This is a genomic window from Silvanigrella paludirubra, assembly GCF_009208775.1.
Classification (GTDB): domain Bacteria; phylum Bdellovibrionota_B; class Oligoflexia; order Silvanigrellales; family Silvanigrellaceae; genus Silvanigrella; species Silvanigrella paludirubra.
In genome coordinates, this window is sequence record NZ_WFLM01000005.1 from 318,563 (window position 1) to 342,809 (window position 24,247).

Annotated in this window: 19 protein-coding genes and 1 tRNA gene; 12 read left to right on the plus strand and 8 right to left on the minus strand. The window is 29.8% G+C overall.

Going from position 1 to position 24,247, the window contains the following annotated elements:
• Positions 1–127 precede the first annotated feature (127 nt).
• Together serC and GCL60_RS14700 are read left to right on the plus strand one after the other, a co-directional pair.
• Positions 128–1,225: a 3-phosphoserine/phosphohydroxythreonine transaminase gene (serC, locus tag GCL60_RS14695; protein ID WP_161998235.1), complete on the plus strand. Its 1,098-nt coding sequence runs from the start codon at positions 128–130 to the stop codon at positions 1,223–1,225.
• Positions 1,226–1,418: 193 nt separating this feature from the next.
• Complete coding sequence (locus tag GCL60_RS14700) at positions 1,419–2,612, plus strand: catalase family protein (protein WP_153421429.1); 1,194 nt, start codon at positions 1,419–1,421, stop codon at positions 2,610–2,612.
• Positions 2,613–2,616: 4 nt separating this feature from the next.
• On the opposite strand, the gene GCL60_RS14705 is transcribed toward GCL60_RS14700, so the two are convergent.
• From GCL60_RS14705 to GCL60_RS14715, 3 genes are all read right to left on the minus strand, one after another.
• On the minus strand, positions 2,617–3,426 hold the full coding sequence (locus GCL60_RS14705) for an ATP-binding cassette domain-containing protein (protein ID WP_153421430.1): 810 nt from the start codon (positions 3,424–3,426) through the stop codon (positions 2,617–2,619).
• Positions 3,427–3,528: 102 nt separating this feature from the next.
• Positions 3,529–4,680 (minus strand): citrate/2-methylcitrate synthase, encoded by a 1,152-nt coding sequence (locus GCL60_RS14710; RefSeq protein ID WP_153421431.1) that lies wholly within the window; start codon positions 4,678–4,680, stop codon positions 3,529–3,531.
• Between the two features lie 151 nt (positions 4,681–4,831).
• Positions 4,832–5,815, minus strand: a complete 984-nt coding sequence (locus GCL60_RS14715) for a 3'-5' exonuclease family protein (RefSeq protein ID WP_153421432.1) — start codon at positions 5,813–5,815, stop codon at positions 4,832–4,834.
• Between the two features lie 479 nt (positions 5,816–6,294).
• Here GCL60_RS14715 and GCL60_RS14720 point away from each other — a divergent pair, with 479 nt between their 5' ends.
• Positions 6,295–7,701, plus strand: coding sequence for a hypothetical protein (locus GCL60_RS14720; RefSeq protein WP_153421433.1), 1,407 nt, complete (start codon positions 6,295–6,297; stop codon positions 7,699–7,701).
• A gap of 104 nt (positions 7,702–7,805) precedes the next feature.
• On the plus strand, positions 7,806–9,293 hold the full coding sequence (locus tag GCL60_RS14725; RefSeq protein ID WP_153421434.1) for a nicotinate phosphoribosyltransferase: 1,488 nt from the start codon (positions 7,806–7,808) through the stop codon (positions 9,291–9,293).
• Positions 9,294–9,307: 14 nt separating this feature from the next.
• Here the strand turns inward: GCL60_RS14725 and GCL60_RS14730 are convergent, their stop codons facing one another.
• Positions 9,308–11,170, minus strand: a complete 1,863-nt coding sequence (locus GCL60_RS14730; protein ID WP_153421435.1) for a cation:proton antiporter domain-containing protein — start codon at positions 11,168–11,170, stop codon at positions 9,308–9,310.
• 102 nt (positions 11,171–11,272) lie between these two features.
• Here GCL60_RS14730 and GCL60_RS14735 point away from each other — a divergent pair, with 102 nt between their 5' ends.
• The 4 genes from GCL60_RS14735 (at position 11,273) to GCL60_RS14750 (ending at position 15,551) form a co-directional block, all read left to right on the plus strand.
• Positions 11,273–12,232: a hypothetical protein gene (locus GCL60_RS14735; RefSeq protein WP_153421436.1), complete on the plus strand. Its 960-nt coding sequence runs from the start codon at positions 11,273–11,275 to the stop codon at positions 12,230–12,232.
• A gap of 10 nt (positions 12,233–12,242) precedes the next feature.
• The gene (fahA, locus tag GCL60_RS14740; RefSeq protein ID WP_153421437.1) at positions 12,243–13,508 is read left to right on the plus strand and encodes a fumarylacetoacetase; all 1,266 of its coding nucleotides are present in this window, start codon (positions 12,243–12,245) and stop codon (positions 13,506–13,508) included.
• 350 nt (positions 13,509–13,858) lie between these two features.
• Entirely contained in the window at positions 13,859–14,863 is a 1,005-nt protein-coding gene (locus tag GCL60_RS14745) for a hypothetical protein (protein WP_153421438.1), read from the plus strand.
• Between the two features lie 139 nt (positions 14,864–15,002).
• Entirely contained in the window at positions 15,003–15,551 is a 549-nt protein-coding gene (locus GCL60_RS14750; RefSeq protein ID WP_153421439.1) for a pentapeptide repeat-containing protein, read from the plus strand.
• Positions 15,552–15,643: 92 nt separating this feature from the next.
• Here GCL60_RS14750 and GCL60_RS14755 read toward each other — a convergent pair whose 3' ends face one another.
• From GCL60_RS14755 to GCL60_RS14770, 4 genes are all read right to left on the minus strand, one after another.
• Positions 15,644–18,208, minus strand: coding sequence for a hypothetical protein (locus GCL60_RS14755; protein WP_153421440.1), 2,565 nt, complete (start codon positions 18,206–18,208; stop codon positions 15,644–15,646).
• A gap of 329 nt (positions 18,209–18,537) precedes the next feature.
• Positions 18,538–18,614: transfer RNA gene (locus GCL60_RS14760), tRNA-Asp, on the minus strand.
• A gap of 89 nt (positions 18,615–18,703) precedes the next feature.
• Entirely contained in the window at positions 18,704–19,048 is a 345-nt protein-coding gene (locus tag GCL60_RS14765; RefSeq protein WP_153421441.1) for a hypothetical protein, read from the minus strand.
• Positions 19,049–19,145: 97 nt separating this feature from the next.
• Positions 19,146–20,792 (minus strand): peptide chain release factor 3, encoded by a 1,647-nt coding sequence (locus tag GCL60_RS14770; protein ID WP_153421442.1) that lies wholly within the window; start codon positions 20,790–20,792, stop codon positions 19,146–19,148.
• A 137-nt stretch (positions 20,793–20,929) separates the two neighbouring features.
• Between GCL60_RS14770 and GCL60_RS14775 the strand changes: the two genes are divergently transcribed.
• Genes GCL60_RS14775 through GCL60_RS14790 form a run of 4 tightly spaced genes read left to right on the plus strand, consistent with a single transcriptional unit; the run spans position 20,930 to position 24,240 of the window.
• Entirely contained in the window at positions 20,930–22,315 is a 1,386-nt protein-coding gene (locus GCL60_RS14775) for an AAA family ATPase (RefSeq protein WP_153421443.1), read from the plus strand.
• Between the two features lie 32 nt (positions 22,316–22,347).
• Positions 22,348–23,034, plus strand: coding sequence for a hypothetical protein (locus GCL60_RS14780; RefSeq protein WP_153421444.1), 687 nt, complete (start codon positions 22,348–22,350; stop codon positions 23,032–23,034).
• Entirely contained in the window at positions 22,985–23,755 is a 771-nt protein-coding gene (locus GCL60_RS14785) for a hypothetical protein (RefSeq protein ID WP_161998236.1), read from the plus strand. The genes GCL60_RS14780 and GCL60_RS14785 overlap by 50 nt, the downstream gene beginning before the upstream one ends.
• Entirely contained in the window at positions 23,752–24,240 is a 489-nt protein-coding gene (locus GCL60_RS14790) for a hypothetical protein (RefSeq protein WP_153421446.1), read from the plus strand. Before GCL60_RS14785 ends, GCL60_RS14790 begins: the two co-directional genes overlap by 4 nt.
• Positions 24,241–24,247: the final 7 nt, after the last annotated feature.

The following is a 24,247-nucleotide window of genomic DNA, read 5'->3' on the forward strand; positions in this document are numbered from 1 at the left end:
GGATTAAATTCTAATTAAATAAAATCAAATTTATATATGATGTTTAAAAAGAGTTGTCTGACCTAGATTTTATTATATAATAATGATAATAAAAAAATCATCTTTTAACCCTAATGAGAGGTTTTTTATGAACGTTCATTATTTTAGCCCTGGACCCGCAAGTTTACCGGAAGCGGTTCGTAAGCAAATAAAAGAAGAATTACTTGATACTTTTGGAATTGGTGTGAGTGTTATGGAAATATCACACCGTTCTAAACAATATGAACAACTTAATGAAGAAACTCATGCACTTGCCAGAAAAGTATTTCAAGTTCCAAATACACATTCTGTCTTATTTTCATGCTGCGGTGCTCAACAACACTTTTCTATCATTCCACAGCATTTATCGAAACCAGGCGAAGAAATAGCCTATACAGACACTGGTATATGGGCTCATTTAGCATGCGAAGAAGTCTTTGCCATGCCAAGAAAAATAAACCTCGTATATGATGGACGCAATTGTGATTATGTTTCTTTAGGAAATCCAAGTAAATGGGATATTCCTAAAAATTCAAAATACGTTCATTTGACTGTAAATAATACTGTTTATGGGACAGAATACGCAAAAATTCCTACTTTTGGCGACATTCCCATTGTTCTAGATATGACTAGTTCGCTTGCTGGACGTACAGATATTCCTTGGGAATCAACAGCTTTAGTTTACGCCAGTGCACAAAAAAACTTTGGAATTGCTGGTGTATCCGTTGTTATTATTCGAAATGATCTCTTAGAAAAAAGCAGAGAAATCACTAAAGCAAATTATCTTGGTAAAGCCCTCTCTTATCATGCCATCTTTGACACAAAAAGTGCTTTAAATACTCCGCCCGTATTTCCTATTTTTGCTATGAATCGTATGCTTAAATGGATTGACCATTCTGGCGGAACCCCAACAATGGAAAAATGGTCCTTAGAAAAAGCTAAATTAATTTATTCCGAAATTGATGCAGGACTTTATATTGGCAGAACAGATAAAGACTGTCGCTCTCGCCATAATTTTGTCTTTAAGCTTCCTAAAGAAGAGCAAGATAATCACTTTATTGCTGAAGCAGCTAAACATAATCTTCTTGAAATCAAAGGGTATCGTTCTGTAGGTGGTATAAGAGCTTCTATGTATAACGGTGTGAGTGTTGAATCCGCTTCTGTATTTGCAGAATTCATGAGAGATTATCGTAAAAAATTTGGTTAATTCAACACTTTTATTTTAATAAATATTATTTTTTAAAAAATTTGCAAATATTATTTTAACATTATATATCTTTCAAATAAGTTTTTTCATTTAACGGATTCTTGTTCTTTATTTTCGTGCCTAAAATCTAATAAAGTTACTTTAATTATTATTTAAATTACAGCTCATTTTTTTATTATTAAAAGGAGAAAAAATGCTGAATTTTACGTTAAAAAAAACAGACCTTATTTTGTTGTCAATTACATCTATTTATGGAATTTCATTTTCTATAAACTCATATGCTCAAAACAAAAATAATATATTAACAAAACCAGATAGACTTTTAGAAATTGGAGAAGAACAAATTGATTCCAATGAAGATAATATCGCAGAACAAATTAGTGTAATGTTTCAAGAGATCGTAAAAAAAGGATATGCATCAAGACCTGGAGATGCAAGACCAGCTCGGCGTGACGCTCATGCGAAACATCATGGTTGTGCTATAGGAAAATTTATTGTCGAAAATAAATTACCAATTGAATTTCAAAAAGGTGTTTTTGCTACACCCAAAGAATATAAAGCTTTTATTCGTTTTTCAAATGGTTCATTTGATTTAAAAGCAGATAAAATTCCTGATGCTCATGGCATGGCAATAAAATTATTAGGTGTCAATGCCAATTTACTTAAAGAAACAGAATCAAATGGAGAAAATAATACCCAAGATTTTATTATGATTGATAATCCTGTTTTTTTCATGCGCACTGCTGAAAGTTATATTTCATTATTTATGGCTCAATCAAAAGGGCCTGAAGCTTTAAAAGAATGGATGAAAGATCATCCATACGAAGCAAAACTTGCATTTGAAACATTAAATAAAATAAATCCATCTCCAATTAGTGCTCAATACTGGAGTCAAACTCCTTATAAATTAGGAGAAAACTCTGCTTTTAAATTCACAGTAAAGCCTTGTAAAAATCAGACATTTATTACAATTCCAGAAAATAAAAGAGGTCCCGATTATTTAAAAGAAACTTTAGCAAAACATTTAAAGAAAAAAAATGCTTGTTATGAATTTTTCATCATTCCTCAAAAAGATTCCATGGCAATGCCTATAGAAGATTCTACAATTGAGTGGACTACAACTTGGAACGGAAAGAATAATATATTTAAAGTTGCAACTTTAATTTTACCAAAGGAACAACAACCAGACTCTGATAAATCAATAAAGTTTTGTGAAGATCTTTCTTTTACTCCATGGCATGGAACAGAAGAAATGCGCCCCTTAGGAGGAGTAAATAGAGTTCGTAAAACTGTTTATTTAGAAACCTCAAATTTAAGACATAGTTTAAATAATGCAAAACAAGCCTTACCAACGGAAGAAATTTGGAATTCTTTTTTATTAAAATAAGCAACTAAACATCATCTCGACCAGCAATAAAATTTTCAGCTTCTTGAGTTGAAGGCGTTGTAAAAAATTGAGCTGTTTGCGTATACTCAACAATTGTTCCATGACGCATAAATAACGTCCAATCTGTTACTCTACTTGCTTGATATAAATCATTTGTTGCCCATACTAGAGTTGTTTTTTCACTCATATTTAAAACTAAATTTTCTGTTTGTTTTAACATCACAGGATCCATTCGTAAAAAGGCATCATCTAATAAGAAAATTTTTGGCTTACGAATTAAAGCTCTAATAATTGCTAATTGTTGTAAAAAAGGAAGTTCAACTTGACTTGGTAATAACTCAGCTAATGAATCAATTAAAGCTTTATTATGTTGAGATATAGGCAAAGTATCTATTAATTCATGAAATGCTAAAACATCTTTTATTCCAGCTAAATTTTGAGAAAGCGCAAAGTTTTCTGCAATTGAAACGGGAAGCCACGCGCTTTTTTCAGATACAAGAGCAATTTGTGAATATATTTTTTTTAAAATTTCGTTTGAAGGTTTTTTACCAGATAATTGTATTCCAAGTATTTTAATATCACCACTTTGCTTAAAAGAACTTAATAATAAATTATTATCCATTTCCCATATAAACTGAGCTATAACGGATAAAACCATACTCTTTCCAGAGCCAGCTGGCCCAATAATAGCTACAGATTCTCCTTCATTAATACTGAAAGAAAGATCACGAATAGGGGATATAAACCCAACGGATAGAGAGTATTTTTCAAAAGAAATTACAGGATTTGTTACATTATTAAATGACTCTTTCATCCCATATCCTTTAAAAATAAATTTTTATTTCATAAAAAAAGAGTTCATAGATTTAATCCTCTATGAACTCAATTCTATAATACAAAAGTACTAAAAAGATAATTATTTTCTGTTTTTGATATCTACATATTTTTCATCTGCAGGTCCAATATATTTTGCTGCTGGACGATAAATACGGTTATCACGCCACATTTCTATAATATGAGAAGACCATCCTGCCACACGGGATACAGCGAAGATTGGCGTAAAATCAATAGATTCAATTCCCATTAAACGGTAAAGAGCTCCTGACCAAAAGTCCACATTTGGCCAAATATAGTCTTTAGAAGTTTTGCTTAATTCTTCAATCATCGTGTCATGAACGATACGAAGTGTTTCGTAAGTATCTTTTTCTTTTTTAGTAGCAACAAGTTTTTCAAGCATACCACGTAAAACTTTTGCTCTTGGGTCCATTGTTCTATAAACACGGTGACCAAATCCCATTACTTTTGCTTTTGTTGCAAGCGCATTCGCAACCCATGCTTTTGCATTTTGAGGAGCCCCAATGGAGTCTGCCATTTCAAGAACTTTTTCATTCGCACCACCATGAAGTGGTCCTGAAAGAGCTCCAATTGCAGCAGAAATAGAAAGTGATAATTTTGCTTCTGTAGAAGCAACAACTCTTGCTGCAAAAGTAGATGCATTAAAGTCATGATCCAAATGAAGAATAAGAGCTACGTCAAACATGCGAGCTTCATCTTTATTAGGAATTTCACCATTTAGCATATAAAGAAAATTTTCTGCATGAGATAAATCTGTATTTGGTGCTACTGGTTCAAGCCCACGGCGCTCTCTTGAAATGCGCGCAACCGCTGTTGCAAGTTGGCTAATAATTTTAGTAGCACTATGAATATTCATTTCTTCATTTTTTAAGTTAACAGGATGCTCTTCAAAACCAATTGCAGAAATAGCAGCTTGAAGGATTGCCATTGGATGTGCCGAACGTGGGGCAGCAGAAATCACAGCTTCAACTGCTTTTGGTAAAACGCGACTTGCTTTCATTTCTGTTGTGAATTTATTTAATTCGTTTTGATTTGGCATTTTTCCATATAATGAGAAAAAAGCGCATTCTTCATATGTAGATTTTTCCGCAAGTTCTTCAATTGAAATACCGCGATAAATTAATCTACCTACTTCGCCTTGTACTTGGCTTACAGATGTTGCATCAGCAACCACACCAGCTAAACCTTTAGAAAACCCATGTTCTTCTGACATATAAATGCCTCCTCAAACAATTAAAATCATTAAATTAATATATTTTATCCAATCACGAATACGAAACTCTAAGAAAGATTGAGATTGCGTATTTAGACCTCTATACTCCTGTAACCCCTCAGTGACAACTATCGGACGAAGGGCGTTTCTCTTAAGTTTTTTTAGCATAATTAAAAAACTTTGAGCTTTCATTAACTAATTCGCGGTAATTTAAAGGTTTTCCATCTTTTAAAAGCCATTTTTCAAAATGAAGTAAACAGTCTTTAAACTGCTCATCCGATAAAACACCTCTAAATTTTTGAATTGATAAAAAAACACCATAAGAAATCAATACATCTATAGCACAATATTCTTCAATTTTAGAAGATGAATGATTACAATAATACTCTTCTGCAACCAAAGAACCATCCATTCCTGACATTTTCCCGCCTAACCCCATTGCGCGCGCAATTATATCTAGGCCAACTCTTGCATTTTTATTGTCATAATTCGAAATAAAATTCATGAGATCAAAAACTTTATCTGATGCATATTTATATCTATATGAATCGTTACCTAAATTTTTAACATAATCCTCAATTGGACAGGTTATAAAATGTATTAAACTACGCTGTTCAATAACCATTAAATCAAAATTTGATATATTATAACCACAAAAAGTAACAGGGAGTTTTTTTAGTTTATTTTTCTGATAATCGCTCATGTAACGATTTCCCATGGTATGATCATACCAATGTTTATGAAAATCTTGATACTTAATTGAAAATTGCCAAAAATCTTCAATTATTTTCTTTTCATGTTCTAAAAATTCTTCGTATGAATTTACTCTAGGAATTGTTCTTTTAAACCCATCCATAATGTAATAAGTCTCAGGATCTATATATAAGGCACAAATAGATAAAATTGAATGATATAAAGTTTTTGGGAAATCTATTTTTGTTTGTTTTTTAAAAGCGTCATAAATTGAAAAATCATTCCAATGAATTTTCTCATTGAATGTAATATCAAGTTTTAATTCTTCTTTATAATTCATATATAAAAGAGGAATATCTGGAACTGTCTCAATATCAAATATTAAAAAAGGCGCTTGAGGCCTTTCCGTTTTTAGCACAGTCTGTGAGGTATTTATAGACATTTTCAAAATCCTTTAATATCATTAGATAATTTTATTCAAGAATACTTTGTATTTCTTTAAAGAAATACTTTTGTGAATTTACTATATTTTTTTATAAATTAAAAACTTATAATTTTTTCAATTAAAATTGGAAATCTATAAAAATTTATTTTAAGAATTTTTATCTTAAAACAAATAAATTAAAATGAAAATAAAAAAATTATCTTACATCAAGCATTAAACATTAAAAAAAAGAGCAATTAAAATTCATAATATTTTTATTGCTTACCAATAATAAATGTAATTTGATATTATAAAATAAATAAAAAATCATTTATAAAATTAAATTAGATTTAAAAAAAAACTTGCCAGATAGTTAAAACCAATTTAAATATGAATACTGGTGTTATTAATAAAAATTACATGAGGACTCCCTATCCAATTATATTGTTAAAATTGAAAACACATAAAATAAAAAACTTTCAGGAGTAAAAGCTATAATGTTAAATAATATTGATAAAGGAATGTATCTTAGATTTTGTACTGGTGTCTCAAAATTAGATTTTTACCCCTTCGCTGAAATTAAAAATTGGAAAAACTTAGGCTACTGGCTACTTGTATTAAAACCATATATAGATAAAGAAAATAGTGCCGACGGTATTTTAGAAAATTATACTTTTTCTGAGGCTGAAAATTCTTTAGAAGCTACTGTTTCCTTAAAAGCTACTTGGCAAGATGGTACTCCTGTTAGCAGTTTTGAAGCCGCAATGGGAATTGCAAAAGGTTTTACTCACAGAGAGCATTCAACCTCTATTCGAGTCATAGGAACAGAAGATATCAACAATATAGGTTGGGAAAAAAAATCTTATAAAGGAATAGAAATTATATCACCAATTAAATTCAAATTATTTTTTGAAGGAAAAATAGATAATATAAAAGGCGTTTTAGAAGATGCTCTTTCCTTTAAAACACTAAGAAATATAATTTGGCCTGTAAGGTTAAATTCATTTACAAATCCAGAATATAATTCTGGGTATTTTGATATTGTAAGTAAATATCCAATTCGATTCGAAAATGGAAAATATTTTTTAAATGTATTAGGGAATCAAGTTGAATTATCTACATTAAATTCAAAAAATGGATACGACTTTTATTTTAATACCTCAGATTACAATCAATTTAAAAATCAAAATGAAGCTGATCTCGACTTTATTGTAAATAAAAAACAAAATATGCATACATTTATTGGTATATATAATTCAAATAGCAAATTATTCAATACAAAAAAATCTCGTTTACAATTATCAAGTATCTTAAGAAATATCGCAAGCTCATTAAGTAAAGATGAAAACTACCACGTGCCTAAAGGACATTTTGATACTTCAGAACCTGGAAACCAAGCAAATGTAAATTGGCCTATTCAATTAGACTTTTTTCCAGAAGATATTAGAGATATTAAAATAGCGATTCCTTATTTAACTGCTAAAAATAAAGTTTTGCAAAAATTTGAAGAACTTTCAAATAAGAACGGAATATCCATTGAATGGATAGATATGTCAGAGGATTATAATAAATCACTTGATGCTGATCTTCAAATTTTTATAGCACGAATACAAAATAACAGACAAATTTGGTTGCAAAATATATTAAATTCAAATTCTGTTATTTTTAATTTAGAAAAATTTCCAAAAACAATACTGACTCTTAAAGAAATAAATATTAAATCGGCTTCTACAATTCCAATAAAACAGGACTTATTAGAAAATTTTGAAAACTCAGCTTTCGAAGAAGTCTCAATCATCCCTATTTTTAGATATTATTTACATTCTTATTCAAGAAAAAATTTACCAATTGTATTAAATATCTCGGAAAATAAGGAGTTTTATTTTTCATTAAATAAAAACTAAAATTATACTTTAGAATTTTTTTGATATATATAGAAAAAATAGGTTCATATTGAATTTAAAATTCAATGTGAATTTATTTTTTTTAAAAAATAAAGGTGATTTTAATGACTTCATTCTATAAATCGATTTACAAAAGCTCATTGACCTTATTAACAGATTTCTATCAATTAACAATGGCCTATGGATATTGGAAAAGTGGGGTATCAGAAAAAAAGAGCGTCTTTCATCTTTATTTTAGAAAGAATCCTTTTAAAAGCGGATATTCTATAGCTTCAGGACTTGAGTTAGTAATTAATTATATAAATCAATTTCAATTTAAAAATGAAGACATTGAATATTTAAAAAATTTAAAAGGGAACGATGAAAAAAATATATTTGAACCAGAATTTTTAGATTATTTAAAACATTTAAAGTTTAGTTGTGACATTGACGCTGTTGAAGAAGGTACTGTTTTATTTCCGAATGAACCTATTCTTAGAATTTCAGGGCCTTTAATACAATGTCAATTACTAGAAACTCCATTATTAAATATAATTAATTTTCATACATTAATCACAACAAAAGCGGCTCGCATTGTTTCTGTAGCAAATAATATACCTGTTCTTGAATTTGGCATTAGAAGAGCGCAAGGAATTGATGGAGGATTGAGTGCTAGTAGAGCTGCTTATATTGGAGGTTGTTCAGGAACTTCAAATACATTAGCAGGAAAAATTTTTGATATTCCCGTTAAAGGAACACATTCGCATAGCTGGGTGATGGCATTTGAAAACGAGTTAGATTCATTTTATGCGCTTGCAAAAGTAATGCCTAATAATGTTGTGTTTTTAGTTGACACTTATGACACTTTAAATGGCGTAAAAAAAGCAATTGAAGTAGGAAATTGGCTAAAGAAACAAAATAAAAAACTAATAGGTATTCGTCTTGATTCTGGAGACTTAGCTTATCTTAGTATAGAAGCAAGAAAATTATTAGATCAATCAGGCTTTAAAGATACAATTATTATTGCTAGTAATGATTTAAATGAACACATTATTTCTAGCTTAAATGATCAAGGTGCTGCTATAACATCGTGGGGTGTAGGAACTCAATTAGTTACAGCTTTTGATGAACCCGCTTTGGGGGCTGTTTATAAATTAGCTGCTATTCAAAATATAGATGGGACTTGGAAACATTCTATTAAAATTTCAGAACAGTCTATTAAAATATCTACTCCAGGAATTTTACAAGTAAGACGTTTTTACAAAAATAATTATTTTTTTGCAGATATGATTTTTGATACATTAACAGAAAAAAATGAAATAGAGCCTATTATTATTGATCCAGAAGACATAAATCGTTTTTACAAAATTCCTAAAGAATGTGAATTTGAAGATCTTTTAAAACCAATTTATAAAAATGGAGTACAAGTTTATCAATCCCCAAAGTTAATTGAAACCCGTGAAAAATGTTTGAAAATGATTGATAAGTTGCACAGCAGTATTAAAAGATTATTAAACCCACATCACTATCCAGCAGGATTAGAAAAAAATCTTTTTGATTTAAAAACAAGCTTAATTCATAAAATGAAAGATAAAAATAATTCGTTTTCATAATAAAATAGCATTTTTTAATTTTGCAGTTCTCTAATTTTTTCTAAAGATTCTCTTGTTCCAAATATAAACAATTCATCGTCAACATTAAACATAAAAGTAGATATAGGGTTTTTAATTCTATTATTTTTTCTATTAACAGCTAGTACAATACAATTATAATTTACCCTAATTCCTAAATGCAAAATTGTTTTATCAATAAATGGGTGATCCGCATTTAACTTGATACCTGCTAATGTACATTGATCTAAAGATGCAAATAGTTCATCTTGTCGTTCTTCATTACAAAAGTTTTGAAGATCATAAATTGATTTTTCATTTCCATATACTAATAAGGTATCATTAGGCAATATTGATTCATTAGCTTTAGGCGAAATTATTGTTCTTGCCTCTCTAGCAATTGCAACAACATTTACTGTAAATTTCTCTCTTAATTTTAAATCTATTAAATTTTTTCCGACTATAATAGAATTTGAAGAAATACTCACAGGCACCAAATATTCGTCCCACGGAGCTAATCTATCTAAAGTAGCTGTAACATTTTTAGAAGTCATTAACATATAATTTTTTTTCAAACGGTTTTTTGTATTATTAATTAAAAAATTTATCCCTTTAAATAAAGAATATTTTTCATAAAATGGAAGCATTTTATTTTCTAAAGAGAATTCAATCACAGATTGCGAATAAGATTCTATTAATTTATAAGTTGAATTAGGTAAAATGAATTCAGCTTTATCTGCTAATAATAAAGTACTCTTAACAATAAAAGGGGTGATTAATATCGTTATAATTGCAGTTGCTACAATAGCAGAAAAATTTTGATTATCTATAGCACCTAGACTTACTCCAACCTGAGCAATAACAAATGAAAGCTCACCGATTTGAACCATAAATCCACTAATACGAATTGAATCTTTAACACCTCTACCAGCAAATAGATTAAAAAATAAATTTATAGTAAATTTTCCAACAACAATTGTACAAACTGCAGCTAAAATAAACTGCCATTTATCAATTATAATTTTCGGAGAAAATAGAAATCCTATAGATACAAAAAAAACAAGTGCAAAAATATTTTTTACGGGTTCGATAATAGACTCTATTTTTCTAATTTCTCTACATTCAGATAATATAGAGCCCATAATAAAGGCTCCTAGCGCAGAAGAAAAATTCCATGAGGCAGAAAGAAAAGCAAGACCTAATGCTAAACCTATACTTAAAATAACTAATAATTCTTCTTTTCCTGCTAGAAAAGCGGAATGAATGATTCTTGGTAATAATAAAGTACCTAATAACCACCAAAGTAAAATACTGCATAGAAAAATAGGTAACAGTTCATATAATTTAATTTCACTTCCCGTTACAGAAGTTGAAAGCCAAATAATCATAAAAATAGCTACGGAATCTTCAACCAACAAAACAGCCATTAATTTATCTGCAAAACGAGCACTTGTTAATTGCTTATCTTCAAGTATTTTAATAATAACGGCGGTTGAAGCAGTCGATAAAACGGCGCCAATAAAAAGAGTTTCCGTTCCTGTAAGCCCTAGCGCACGACAAACTTGCGTACCTACAAACCACATGAGCAATGCTTGAAGTACACCTATTATAATTGGTGATGATCCTAATGATTTTATTTTACGGACACCAAAGTGAAGCCCCATTGAAAACATCAATAGCAAAACACCTATCTCTGCAAGAGTACTGGCAGAATCTTTACTAACAACATATGGTGTATAAGATATTGGCAACGAAAGGAGGACTCCACCAAAAATATACCCAAGAAGAAGAGGAAGCTTAAGGAATTTTTTAAAAATCCAGCCAAATGCACCTCCTGTAAGGAGAATGGCAGAAAGATCTTGGATAAAAATATTATGCATTAATATCAACTCCACATAAATTTGAAGATCACCTTAAGATAACTCAAAATTTTGTTTTTTAACAAGGATTCTCTTTAAGCAATTTTTTCACTAGGAGTTTTTATGAAAAGCTTAAACATTTTTATGCAAGAACTTTTAGATTATGCAGGCTTATACCCACCTACAAATTTAACTTTACAAGAATCTTTAAATAATTTCTCCAATTACTACTTTCACAAACAGAAAGACTGGTTAGGAAATTTTATTTTACCTGTAAATAAAATTGACGAAACTATTTTAATTTTAACAGAACAAAATACCTTTCAAAAATTAAATAATAAAGCTTGCTTTTCAATCATAATTTCAAATTGTGAAAATATTTCTGATTATTCAAACATTTTAGAAAATGATATTTTACTTATTAAAAAATTAATTCGTCAATTTGAAAACAAAATTATTGTTAACTCAATTGAATTTTTTCCACCAAAAGAAATATTTAAATCAAATAATTCCAATAAAATAATTGATATTTTAAATGTATTATTAGATAAATTTTCCAGTATTGAAAGCATAAATCAGTTATTTTGTGAAATTCCATTTATAGATAATATGGATCAATATATCGAAAAAATATCAAATTTTAATAATAATTACTCAAACAAATTTGCTGTTAAATTAAGAACAGGTGGTGTTACACCTGCTCAAATACCTCCTGCTAGTCAAATCGCAAAAGCGATAAGAATATGTGCAGAACATAAAGTTCCCGTGAAGGCAACTGCAGGATTGCATGTACCCGTTCCTAACGATAATCGCCATGTAGGAGCAAGGTTACATGGATTTTTAAATATATTTTCTTGTTTTCTTCTTTGTTATGAGAATTTAATGAGTATTGAAAATATGGAAAAAATAATTTTAGAGTACTCATATTCAAATTTTAAATTTACAGAAAATGGCTTTCGCATTGAAGATCATTTTATTTCAAATGAAAAAATGACGGAATTACGAAAATCATTTATAAAAAGCTTTGGTACTTGCAGCTTTATAGAACCAATTGATCATTTAATAGAAAATCATATTCTTTAAAGGAATCCTTATGCGCGAATTAAAGTCATGGCTAGAAATTACGAAATCACACGATTTTTCAATTTATAATATACCATTTGGTGTTTTTTATACAAATCAAAATCAAAATACCGCTCGTTGTGGAGCCGCTATTGGCGATTATATTATTGATCTAAATGAACTCATGCGGTATGGTTACTTTAAAGAAATAAAAGAATTACATAATGAAATCTTTAATCAAAATGCTCTTAATGAATTTTTCAGTCTTGGAAATTCTGTTTGTAATTCTGTTCGTGAAAAAATCCAAAATTTATTTTTAGTAGAAAATAACTCTCTAAAATCTCATCCTGATCATATAGAAAAAATTTTAGTGCCCTCTCACTCAGCTAAAATGATGCTCCCTATAAAAGTAAAAGACTATGTCGATTTTTACTCGAGCTTAGATCATGCTGTTAATGTGGGCAAAATGTTTCGTGATGAGAAAAACCCGCTATTACCAAACTGGAAACACATACCCATTGGCTATCACGGCAGAAGTAGCTCTATTGTAGTTAGTGGCACAAATTTTAAAAGACCTAAAGGACAACTTTGCGCCCCTGATTCTAATGAACCTACTTATAGTTATTCAAAACAAATGGATTTTGAATTAGAAATGGCTTTTATTACAAACAAGAATACCGCCTTAGGGGAAGTTCTCACACCAGACAATGCTAAAAATTCTATATTTGGGCTCACTCTATTTAATGATTGGTCTGCGCGTGACATTCAAAGATGGGAATATGTTCCATTAGGACCTTTTCTAGGAAAAAGCTTTGCCAGTTCCATGTCTCCTTGGGTTGTCTCTTTAGAGGCGTTAGCTCCGTTTGCCTTGCCCGCACCAGAAAAAGACACTCCCGAGTTAGACTATTTAAAATGTTCTGCAAAAGCTCATTATGATATTTGTCTAGATGTCTATATTCAAACGGAAAAAATGAAAGAACCTTTTTTAATATCCCAGTCTAACTATAAATATATGTATTGGAATTTACTTCAGCAATTGGCTCATATGACTTCAAATGGAACTCCTATAAGCGTTGGAGATGTCTATGGAAGCGGGACCATTAGCGGTCCTACAGCAAACTCGTATGGCTCCATGCTAGAACTTAGTTGGAAGGGCACTAAGCCCATAAGCTTACCAGATGGTACAAACAGAAGCTTTTTGCAAGATGGAGATTCTATTATCTTTAATGGCTACGCTATAAAAGACAATATCAGAGTTGGTTTTGGTAGTCTTACTGGAATTATTCTTTCGAATTAAAAATCACAAACTCTTGGGTATGATTCCAGCCTTTTGAATGTCTTTTTGGAAGACACTTATTTTTTTGATTCTCCTTATAATATTTTTAATTCCATATAAATATAACATATTTTCCCATATTAAATACTTTTATTAATAATTTCAAATAGTTAAACTATTTGAAAAGATTGTCTTCATTTTTGACGAAACATATAGTGTCTAGTACTTTCTAGTCTTCAATAGTAATCAACATGTATGGGATTCGTAAGGAAGCAATTTTTCCCAAATGATTTATCCCATAAGGACTTTTTTAATTAGATTATTTTAATAATTATGGACTTCTTATATATTTCTTTAGAAAGGAAAGTTTTATGCGTAAGTTACAAGAAGCAGTTCGATTTCCTCAGTCTGTTCAACTCTTTCGTTTTTGCTTTCGTGTTCTAGAGCTAAGACAGCCAAATGATAAAGTTCACGATCAAGACCTTGGTTCTATTCTTAATTATAACCCAAGTGATACAAGTCACTGGAAACGCGGAAAAAAAGCTATCCGCAATGTTCAATCTCTAGAAAACTTAGCTAAAGCTCTAGATGTTGACCTAGAAATCATCCAAGATCTTGCAGATGGTTTAGTAGACTTAGACGAAGCTTGGTGCGACTTCTGCGATGCAGAAGAAGAACGCCGCCTATCTTTAGAAGAGCCTGGAGTTCGTATTGAAAGACGCGATAGAAGTCTTGAAATCGAAAAAGTAGCTCAAGAAATATTAGCTAAAGCAAATGTTACTACTGTACCAGTTCATATCCCAGAACTTATCTCTGCATTTCCATTCATCCAATTGATGCCTGGTGATGTTTCTGACAAGCTCGCACGTAGTTCCCGCGTAAGACCTGGTCATTATGCAATTCGTTTCCGTAAAGGTGACATCAGAGCGCACACACGTACAGCAATTGCTCGCGAAATCGCTCGTATCGTACTTCTTTCTGAAAGAGAGAAATTCAAATTCACAAGCCGTTGTGAAACACTTTCTCAAGCAGAAATCGTTGATTTTGCAAATGCACTTTTAGTTCCAAGAGAAGCTCTTGCTGTTGAAATTCAAAAAATTTCTACACGTGTAAATATGGTTAAAGCTCTTGCTGACTTATTTTGGGCTCCAAAATCTGTTATCCGCTCTAGACTTTCTTCCATTCTATTTGAAACAGCTTCCAACAGTGTATTTGAAGCTGCTGCACTTGAAGCAAGAATTTCTGTTCAAGACAGAACTGAAATGGCAGATGAAGAGTTTCTTGATGAAGAGTTTAGTGAAGATGCAAATTCCCTTTCTTTTTCCAAAAAGCAAGGTCGTACAACCCCTACAAATGCACCTAGCTCAGTTCATTAATCAAACATATTTCAAATAAATTTTATTTGATGAATAAAAAAAGAGTGATTCTCATAGGTCACTCTTTTTTTTATTCTTGATTTTTTTACATTTTGAGGCAATGTTTAGTGTCAAGCCTAATTAAGGAGGTTTTCTCGAAATGGTGATTATTCTTAATAAAAAATCGAACCCTACTAAAGTTAGCATGATGGCTCGCAAAGTAATGGATGACGATGATGAAGATGAAGATGAATATATAGATGAAGAAGAAGAGGATGACGACGGGATACCTGAGATTCGTAGTGATCTTGACTCTGACGAAACAAAACCAAAAACATTAACGCGTAAAGAAGCGATTGATATTTTGCAAACAACTCGTGATTTTTCTAAACTTGATTTTCGTAAAGCAAATTTGGCAAAACTAGACTTTTCTAATTGCAATTTTGAAACATCTAATCTTTCTTATGTAAATTTCAAAGATTCCAATTTAGAAGGATGTAATTTTACAAATGCTAGTCTTTGGAATGCAAATTTAGAAGGAGCAAATTTAACAAGAGCTAATCTTGAAGATGCCGATCTCGACTATACAAAACTAAGAGGCGCTATTTTGTACAGAGCCAATGTACGGAGAGCAACGCTTCCTACAGATTTAATCCCTCGCGATGAAATCTTACGTTCCATTAATGAAGGAACAAAAGTAAACAGATAATTAAAATCTCTTTAAAAGTATTAAATTTAAAAAGCTATCTTTACTTAAAGATAGCTTTTTTAAAATTAGAGTTATGATATTAATAAAATTCACTAAATATCCTCAAAAATATCACGATTTATTTTTGAATCAAAAGCAAAATTTAAAACTGAAAAAATAACTTTATCTTCATTTATTAAAATTAAAGAATTTAATTTTAAATAATTATTTATTTCTAAATCTAAATCCTTAAGAAAATCTAAATAATATTCATATAATTGAACTTCTTTTGCTAATGACAATATAGATAAAAGAATTTTAATATAATCTGCTATGATTTCTTCTTCTATTTTTTCAGGAGTCATATTAAACTTAAAGTAAGATGCAAATGATTTTTTTTCATTTATCCTTTTATCAATTGTAATTAAATTATTGTCAAAATTATAATGATTTACTTTTTCATGAAGTTGAATCATTTTTTCATTAATAGCCTTAGAAAGCGAAACAATATTGCTTAATTTATCTTTATATATATCAGATATTTTATGAATGACTTCAATAGGATCACTTTTTCTATAATTTATAAAGAACTCAAATGCTGTAGATCTAGGAAATTTATTATGATCTAATTGTTTATCTTTGAACTCTTCATACTTTTCAGAGATTTCAGTCCAAGTACCTTCATAATTTGATTTAACGCTGGAAGATAGTTTTACTCCTAAAACAGTTGTAATAAGACTAAATGGATTTGCTGTGAAACTTGAAAATATCGAATTTGAAAATATAGTGCCACTTGTTTCTAATACTTTTAATTTATCTAAAATATTTGCCGTCAAGTTCACTGCACCTAAAACATAATTACCTGATTTATAAATACCAGAAATTTTCGTAAGTATAGAACTAACTTTTTTAAATTTATTTTTAACAGAAGAACTATTTGATAAATACAAAATACCGTCTAATAATCCTAAAGAACTCCATAATCCCCAATCATATATATCAGAGTATTTCATAAACACATCTGTAACTTTCGAAGTATTAATAACTTGAACAGCTTGCCTTACAAATAATTCATTACCACCAATATTATTTAAGTTATTAATCGCACTTTCTTTAAAAGTTTCATTTTTGCTAATATCTGAGTATAAAGGATTATTAGGGTTTATTTTGCTTGATTCATTAAATAACTTTTTAAGTTCTAATTCACTTAAATGGTTTGGTGATGAATCATTTAAAGAAGTTATAATAAAATCTAAAAATAAATTAGCTTTATTAATAGAACCTATTTTTGTTGACGCTATTTCCGATATTTTTTTATAATAATTTTTTAAATTATTATTATAATCATACTTATTATTAAAATGCTTTAGAAAAATTTTAAAATCACTATTTCCACGAAGCATAATAAGTAAACTTTTGGAAATAAATTTCATTGACTCAGCCTGTACTTTTAATGTCTGCTCAACCGTATTTTTATTTCTATAGTAACTCATTGCTTTATAATAAATATCTTTATTTTTATTAATTGCATTATTATAAGCAATATCATTAGAATTTAAATTTGAAAAAAACTCTCTACCAGCAATAAAATCATTATATAGTTTTTGCTGATTGATTCGGAATTTTACGTAATATTTAAATGAATTTGAAACATAATAATTAAAATCACCATTTCTTGATGTAATTTGCTCTAATTGCTTCAAAACGTCTTTTAATTTATATAAATCAAAATCTAATTTATGATCAATATTTTTGTAAATTGAATTTGAAATATCAAATTCAGAATTACCAGTAGCTAATGACATATTTTTATTAAATTTTTCATTATCAATATGATAGTAAGCATTACTTCTAATACCAATATTGTAGACTCTTTTTAAGGTATTTATTAATTGATCTTTAGCAATTCCAATTCCAGTTACAGTTGCTGTCGTTATCAAAGTGGAAGCGACAGTTACCCCAGCAGGAGGAAAAACAAGAGACACTAGTATTCCATGAAAACTTACAACAGGAGATATAAAATATTCATATATTTGCATATCTGTGAATGTTAAATAGTAATCAGCTCGATCTCCATAATTTTTATTTAAAGTTTCTCTGACAATATTTTCATTTAATTTATGTAAAACTTTTGTCAAAATTTTATCAATTTTATTTTTATCATAAATTTCAAGAATAAATTTACTTAATTTTTCGTACTCCTGATAAAACTTCTTAAAGTCTCTGTTTTCTTCATTTCCCAAAACTTTCATAAATTCCGTTTTATCTAAAGTTTCTTTACTTAAGTTATCAATATCTCTTTTATTATTAACAAATTCAAGAATTTTACTTGCATTATTTCTATACTTAATATTTTCAATTTCTTTTTGTAATATTAATCGTTTCTTTTTATCATTTACTTCATCATACTTTTTATTATCAACTATTCTTAGAATTTCTCTAAAATTACCATTATTCCTATAAATATCAATACATCTACTTAAAATTAAAAGATTATTCATATAATTTTTATTTAAATTACCTCTAGAAAAATAAAATAGAGACTCATTATATAAAACAAAAATTCGGAACATAACCCTATAATAAGGATTAATATCATCTGTAGAAAAAACGATTTTATTAGCTATGTCTTGTTTATTAGATATACTATAAAACTTGTCATTTGAAACTGGACACACAATTAAGCTCCTTCAATAAAATTTTTGGTTTCATTAAAACCAAATTAAATTTTTATTAAAACCAGTTAATGTGAAGCAAAATTTATACCAATAATTAACTCTATATAATTTAATATGTTAAATATTTTTAAGACAGATTTTTTTTTTTAAATAGAAAATAACATCTTTTAGAAGAATAAAAAAAGACAAATTATATTAATAATATATATAAGAAATATGAGAAAATAGATTATTTAATTCATCGCATAATTCAAAAACAAGAAAAAATATAACTATTTTATTAAATAAAAAAAATCGCCCAAAAGGCGATTTTTTTTTTAAAATTATAATGGCGGGATGGACGGGACTTGAACCCGCGACCTCCGGCGTGACAGGCCAGCGTTGTAACCAACTCTACTACCACCCCACTCATGTGAACAACTGTATGCCAGAGAAGATTAACCAATGCAAGCAAATATATAAAAAAAATTGTTTTTTTTATATATGTAATTACAACTACTTAAAAGACCTTAAAAATCCGCCAAAAAGGATATAAAGTCCAAACAAAATTGATAAAATAGCAAAAATATAATAAAAAATATTAGATATTGAATACTTAGGCTTTCCTTTTTTATTTGCCTTTTGAAGACCTTTATAATGCCCTTGTTGGGGTGTTTTATTATTTTGATGATTTTTTATATTACGAGCTAAAGAATCAGAATGGGCTCTACCACTTCCATGCTTCTGCTTTTTATACTCAGCTTTATGCTTATGGTCACTTATTTGAATAATTTTGCCACCCGAATTATTATCATTATTATTACTTTGAAATGAGCATAATTGGAATAAGTTTCTCACCATGATGAAAGCTCCTCGAGAAGAGAAGAAGGATTTATAGAACCCTATGCATTCTTAATTATATATTTAATTGCATACTTACCAATATACATTAAAAAATCTATTCATCAAATATATTTGTTGACATACGCATCATATTTCCATGCAAACTCGAATTGCTTCTAAATAACTGTATTTTATTACATTTTTCTTGAAAATAAGATAATGTGAAATCATTTTTAAATAAAAATAATGGATACCCTTGCATATCTCGTACACTTACCACATCTGTAGCTGCTTTGGCTTCAGCTATTTCTTCGGCAGATGCATTTGTCCAACGCGCATGTTTATATGCAAGAGAATCTAAAGAACAATCAACATTGTACTCATTTTTTAATCTAAAAAGAAGTACATCAAATTGTAAATTCCCAACAGCTGCTAAAATAGGATCACTTGCCGATCTACTCTCATCCACAAACATTTGAACAGTGCCTTCCTGACACAACTGCACTAACCCCTTTAATAATTGCTTTCGCTTTAAAGCACTGCTTGTTCTTACAACAGCAAAGTTTTCGGGAGCAAAGGATGGAATTCCTTCAAATTCAAAAGTTCCTCCTTCAACCAAAGAGTCTCCAATGGAAAAAATACCTGGGTCATAAATACCGACAACATCTCCTGCGTAAGCTTTTTCTAAGGTACTTCTATCTTGCGCAAAAAACTGTTGAGGGTGAGTCAAACGGATTTCTCTATTTAATCTTGGAATTGTTACGTTAACTCCAGCCTCATACACACCACTAACGATTCGCAAAAAAGCAATACGATCTCTGTGTTTTGGATCCATATTGGCTTGAATTTTAAAAATAAATCCACTGAAATTTGTAGATAAAGGCTCTATTTGCCCTTGATTACTTCCTTTAGAAGAAGGAGGTGGGGACATTTCAAGAAACTTTTCTAAAAATAAACGGACGCCAAAATTTGTCATAGCGGCACCAAAAAAAACAGGAGAAAGCTCTCCACGTAAGAATCTTTCATTTGAAAATTCATCGCCTGCCATTTCAAGCATTTCTAAACCATCAAGAGATTCTGTTAAAAGATCCTCAGGAACAAGTTCAGATATTTTTTCCTTATCAGAAAGGGGTATTACTCTAGCAACAGTTTCTGTTGTCGTATTTCTTCCCTCAAAGTAGTGAAGACTTTTTGTGTTTCGTTCAATAATCCCACGGAATCTTTCACCGGAAGACACAGGCCAGCTCATAGGATAAGTAGCAATCCCTAAAACACTTTCAATTTCATGCATCAATTCAAGAGGATCGCGAGACTCTCTATCGAGTTTATTTACAAAAGTAAAAATAGGAATGCCACGAAGCTTGCATACTTCAAAAAGCTTGATAGTTTGGGGTTCTACACCTTTAGCAGCATCAATTAGCATGATTGCCGCATCTGCGGCAGCTAAAGTTCTGTAAGTATCTTCAGAAAAATCTTGGTGCCCTGGTGTATCGAGAAGATTGCAAATAAAGTTACGATATTCAAAATTCATTACGCTGGTAGATACCGAAATTCCGCGTTGTTTTTCGAGTTCCATCCAGTCGGAGGTGGCAAATTTCTTAGATTTTTTTGCTTTAACGGATCCTGCTAAACGTATTGCTCCTCCAAGAAGCAATAACTTTTCCGTCATTGTCGTTTTTCCTGCGTCAGGATGTGAGATGATAGCAAACGTTCTTCTTCTGTTTACTTCATTGCTTAGTATATTTTTGTCAATGGAAGACATGAGTTTCTCCTAAGGGGATACTAAAAATGACTGCTTTTTGCTAGCACAATTTTGACACTAAGGGAATTTCAGAGGTACAAGATTGCGAGGATACTTGAGAACAGGTGAATCACTACATGCACCAAGAGGCATTTTTCATGAATCAGGTAAGCTTATTACAACTTAGAGAAGTCGCAGATCAATTGATTTTGCTCGCTGGCACTTTCCAAATTAAACCCCATTATCTTCGCGCTAAACAAATAAGACAAGCCGATAAATCGCTTATTGCGGTTGACGCTTTTTTTTCACAAGAATTAGCCTCCGAAGCAAAACAATGGTCAGAATCCATTGAAGGACTTAGTGTTCTTCGCAAAAAACTAGCTTCAGTTGAAGAAAAGCAAAATGAAATTGAAGAGCTAGATATCAGAATAAACACGCTGAACAAAACAACATTGCCTTGGATATCCCTTGAAGATAGCGAACGGCAAAAAATCATTCAAAATGCTAAAAGAGCACAAGACTTCATTAACAACCACCTAGAAAAAACTGAAGCACATATTATTCATAGATACAATAGATTTTCTGCGTTAAAAGAACTTTCGCCTTACGCTGACAATGCAAACTATCTATGCGAAGCTGTTTTCCATTATGAAAATAGAGAAAAATATGAAGCAAATATAGAAAAAGTAGAAAAAAAGAATTTAGGAGCTAAAGAAAGATTAAAAACAGTAAATCGTGGATTTTGGCTTGCTGTTATTTTTTGTATTTTTATTGTTACAATTCCTATCTGTTTTTTATTTGCTTTAAGCCTTTGGAAACGTAAAAAAGAAATTGAAAATCAAATTGCAAATGCTGAAGAAACTTTAAGAAGAGAAAACAAAAGACTTATTGCAGCAGAAGAAGGATCCGTGGTCGCTCAAGATATTCGCTCTTTATTAGGCGAAATATCTTTAGAACAAATCAGAGATACCCTTGCTGAAGTTCGTGATCTCCGTGCTGAATTTCAAGGCCCAGAAAGAACAACAAGTTCAACTGCAATTCTTCTTAGTTTTATAGATTTACATAAAATCAAACTTTGTGAATTATTTGGAGACATACCTGAAAATCCTATTAAAACTTTTAAATGGCTTTCTGATTATGTCACTAAATATCAAAATACTGAAACAACTATTAAAAATTTAATCGCAAGAAAAAATGAAGTTACACAACAGCAAAAACAACTAACAAAAGGTTATTCATCTGAAATTTTAATAAATAGCATTAAAAAACTTGAATTGGTTGTTGAAAGTACCATGCGGTTTCCATTTGATCAGGAAAATAAATCTTATTTTTCTGATATTTGCAAAAATATTCCTCCGTTACTATCACAAGTCAAAGAAGTTTTATTTTTTGTTAGTAGAAGTCATCCGATTGACGTTCAATACTGGAATATGTTGCGTATCAAAATTCAAGGGTTTTCAAATATAATGTCACTATGTGTTCTTGATGCTGAAATTGCTAATATGGATTCAGCAAATGAAGTTTTAAAGGAAGTAAATTCGTAAAACAGTTCATTAAAAGTAAGGAAACCCTTGTGATGAAATCAATGTGGATTGCTCTAAGTCTATCTTTGCCTTTTAGCCCTTTTGCTTATGGAGAAGGTGAAGAAAATAAAATCTCATTTGATTTTTCAAAAATGACAATTTCTACATTTGGGGTTTTTAATACCAATCAAGAAGAACAAAATAGTAGTTTAAAAGCAGAAGTAAATGCGCGAAAAAATGCCATTCAAAATATTGGAAATTATTTTAAAACCACTTGTCAAAAAATTGAAAAAGGTCAGCTAGGAACTAAACCGGAATGGGAAAATTTTTTCCATTCACAAGGAAGCGAAATTTTTTCAAATGGAGTTGTAAAAGTTTCTTTAGCAGCTCCCTTTAGAGATGTTTTGAAAACACCAAACAACTCTAAAAAGAAGCCAGTTCTAACAGATGATGGCAAAAAAATTGCTTTTTCTATGCTTTTTACATTGCCTGGAAATTCCGTACAATGTGGAGCAATTATTCTTGATGTTGGAAGTAATAAAAAAGTTTTAATTTCACCATCAAAAGTAGTTTCTTCTTCAATTGGACTCACTGTAGTTAAATTAGTATATGATGGAAAATCAGAGTTAAAGCCAGCGACACCTGAAGACGCAACCATTATTCAAAACTCAACACTTGCAAAGGATCCATATGTACCTGCCAGTGTTATTCCTATTGTTGTTGTGGTTCCCGAACCATAGCATTGCTGAGTTTCATAAAACTCTAAATGAAAAACAAACCATTTATAAAGAAGAAATTCCTTTTGTTATTTTTATTTGTGAATATTGTGAAAAAAAACAAGAAAAAGTATCTATAAGTTATAATCCTAAACTAGTCCAAAATATTTCAAGCTTTCATTTTGTTTCAAACTCAAACTGGACTGCAGATGTCCAATTATTATTAAAAAAACAACAAGAAACGGAATATCAATTAACAGGAAATAAATCTTGGCCACCACATATTCCATATTCCATTTCCCCACTGATTTTGAAAAATGGATTACTCATTTTTTTAAATTATAGTGCTGAATCTTCTTCAAATTCCAAAGCTATAAATAGCAAATATATTCTTTATTACAAAAAAAGAATCATTATTGGCAAAAATGAAGAGGAGATAAAATCATCATTAAATGAATATCTTCCTAAATTAAATAAAAGAGATGGCATTCGTTTTTATATTTCTAAAGAAATTTCTGGAGATAATATTACTGATATAGAAAAAGTAATAAAAAACTTTACAGCTGATAAAAATTCGATAATTATCCCATACGAAGTGACTTCTGATGGAGTCCGATACAGAAGCGATATTGATACAACACGTATCATGCAGGCTATAAAACAAATTAACCAATTTGTTCCAAATTTATCGGCACAAAAACCAAATGGAACAAATGATATTATAGAAATTACTAAAACAAAATGAATCAAAACACCGTCATTTTTAAATACACAATTCTTGCTTACAATGAACTAAAAAAAATAAAATATAATAAAACTTCTTCTCCAAAAGAAGATGAATTTTTTAATAAGTTTACAAAATCAATTCAAAAAAATAATGCTTTTATAAGTTCTGACATATTATCAGAAGAATTAGCAAATATATTTTTAAACCAAGCAAACATAGTCTGTGAATTTGAAGCTCTCACATTTATGCCAGATGAAAGTAGATTAGATTATGAAAATACTAAAAATGATTTAAATTATTATATAAATAAAATAGATCATCTTTTATTAAAAAATAATTTTGAGTTTACAAAAAACTTCAACGAGCATGATTGGCGAATTTTAATTTCATTTATGGCTACTTTTAAAGAATGGGTAAATAATATTAAATTTTTTGAAATAGATAATGAAAAAAAATATGAAGTTTTAAAAGAATCTCCCTTAATATCTATTTGTCACCTATAAAAAATAA

Bases quoted from the DNA above. Each gene is read 5' to 3' on its own strand.
- serC (WP_161998235.1), top strand. From the start codon at position 128: ATGAACGTTCATTATTTTAGCCCTGGACCCGCAAGTTTACCGGAAGCG.
- GCL60_RS14700 (WP_153421429.1), top strand. From the start codon at position 1,419: ATGCTGAATTTTACGTTAAAAAAAACAGACCTTATTTTGTTGTCAATT.
- GCL60_RS14705 (WP_153421430.1), bottom strand. From the start codon at position 3,426: ATGAAAGAGTCATTTAATAATGTAACAAATCCTGTAATTTCTTTTGAA.
- GCL60_RS14710 (WP_153421431.1), bottom strand. From the start codon at position 4,680: ATGTCAGAAGAACATGGGTTTTCTAAAGGTTTAGCTGGTGTGGTTGCT.
- GCL60_RS14715 (WP_153421432.1), bottom strand. From the start codon at position 5,815: ATGTCTATAAATACCTCACAGACTGTGCTAAAAACGGAAAGGCCTCAA.
- GCL60_RS14720 (WP_153421433.1), top strand. From the start codon at position 6,295: ATGTTAAATAATATTGATAAAGGAATGTATCTTAGATTTTGTACTGGT.
- GCL60_RS14725 (WP_153421434.1), top strand. From the start codon at position 7,806: ATGACTTCATTCTATAAATCGATTTACAAAAGCTCATTGACCTTATTA.
- GCL60_RS14730 (WP_153421435.1), bottom strand. From the start codon at position 11,170: ATGCATAATATTTTTATCCAAGATCTTTCTGCCATTCTCCTTACAGGA.
- GCL60_RS14735 (WP_153421436.1), top strand. From the start codon at position 11,273: ATGAAAAGCTTAAACATTTTTATGCAAGAACTTTTAGATTATGCAGGC.
- fahA (WP_153421437.1), top strand. From the start codon at position 12,243: ATGCGCGAATTAAAGTCATGGCTAGAAATTACGAAATCACACGATTTT.
- GCL60_RS14745 (WP_153421438.1), top strand. From the start codon at position 13,859: ATGCGTAAGTTACAAGAAGCAGTTCGATTTCCTCAGTCTGTTCAACTC.
- GCL60_RS14750 (WP_153421439.1), top strand. From the start codon at position 15,003: ATGGTGATTATTCTTAATAAAAAATCGAACCCTACTAAAGTTAGCATG.
- GCL60_RS14765 (WP_153421441.1), bottom strand. From the start codon at position 19,048: ATGGTGAGAAACTTATTCCAATTATGCTCATTTCAAAGTAATAATAAT.
- GCL60_RS14770 (WP_153421442.1), bottom strand. From the start codon at position 20,792: ATGTCTTCCATTGACAAAAATATACTAAGCAATGAAGTAAACAGAAGA.
- GCL60_RS14775 (WP_153421443.1), top strand. From the start codon at position 20,930: ATGAATCAGGTAAGCTTATTACAACTTAGAGAAGTCGCAGATCAATTG.
- GCL60_RS14780 (WP_153421444.1), top strand. From the start codon at position 22,348: ATGAAATCAATGTGGATTGCTCTAAGTCTATCTTTGCCTTTTAGCCCT.
- GCL60_RS14785 (WP_161998236.1), top strand. From the start codon at position 22,985: ATGTACCTGCCAGTGTTATTCCTATTGTTGTTGTGGTTCCCGAACCAT.
- GCL60_RS14790 (WP_153421446.1), top strand. From the start codon at position 23,752: ATGAATCAAAACACCGTCATTTTTAAATACACAATTCTTGCTTACAAT.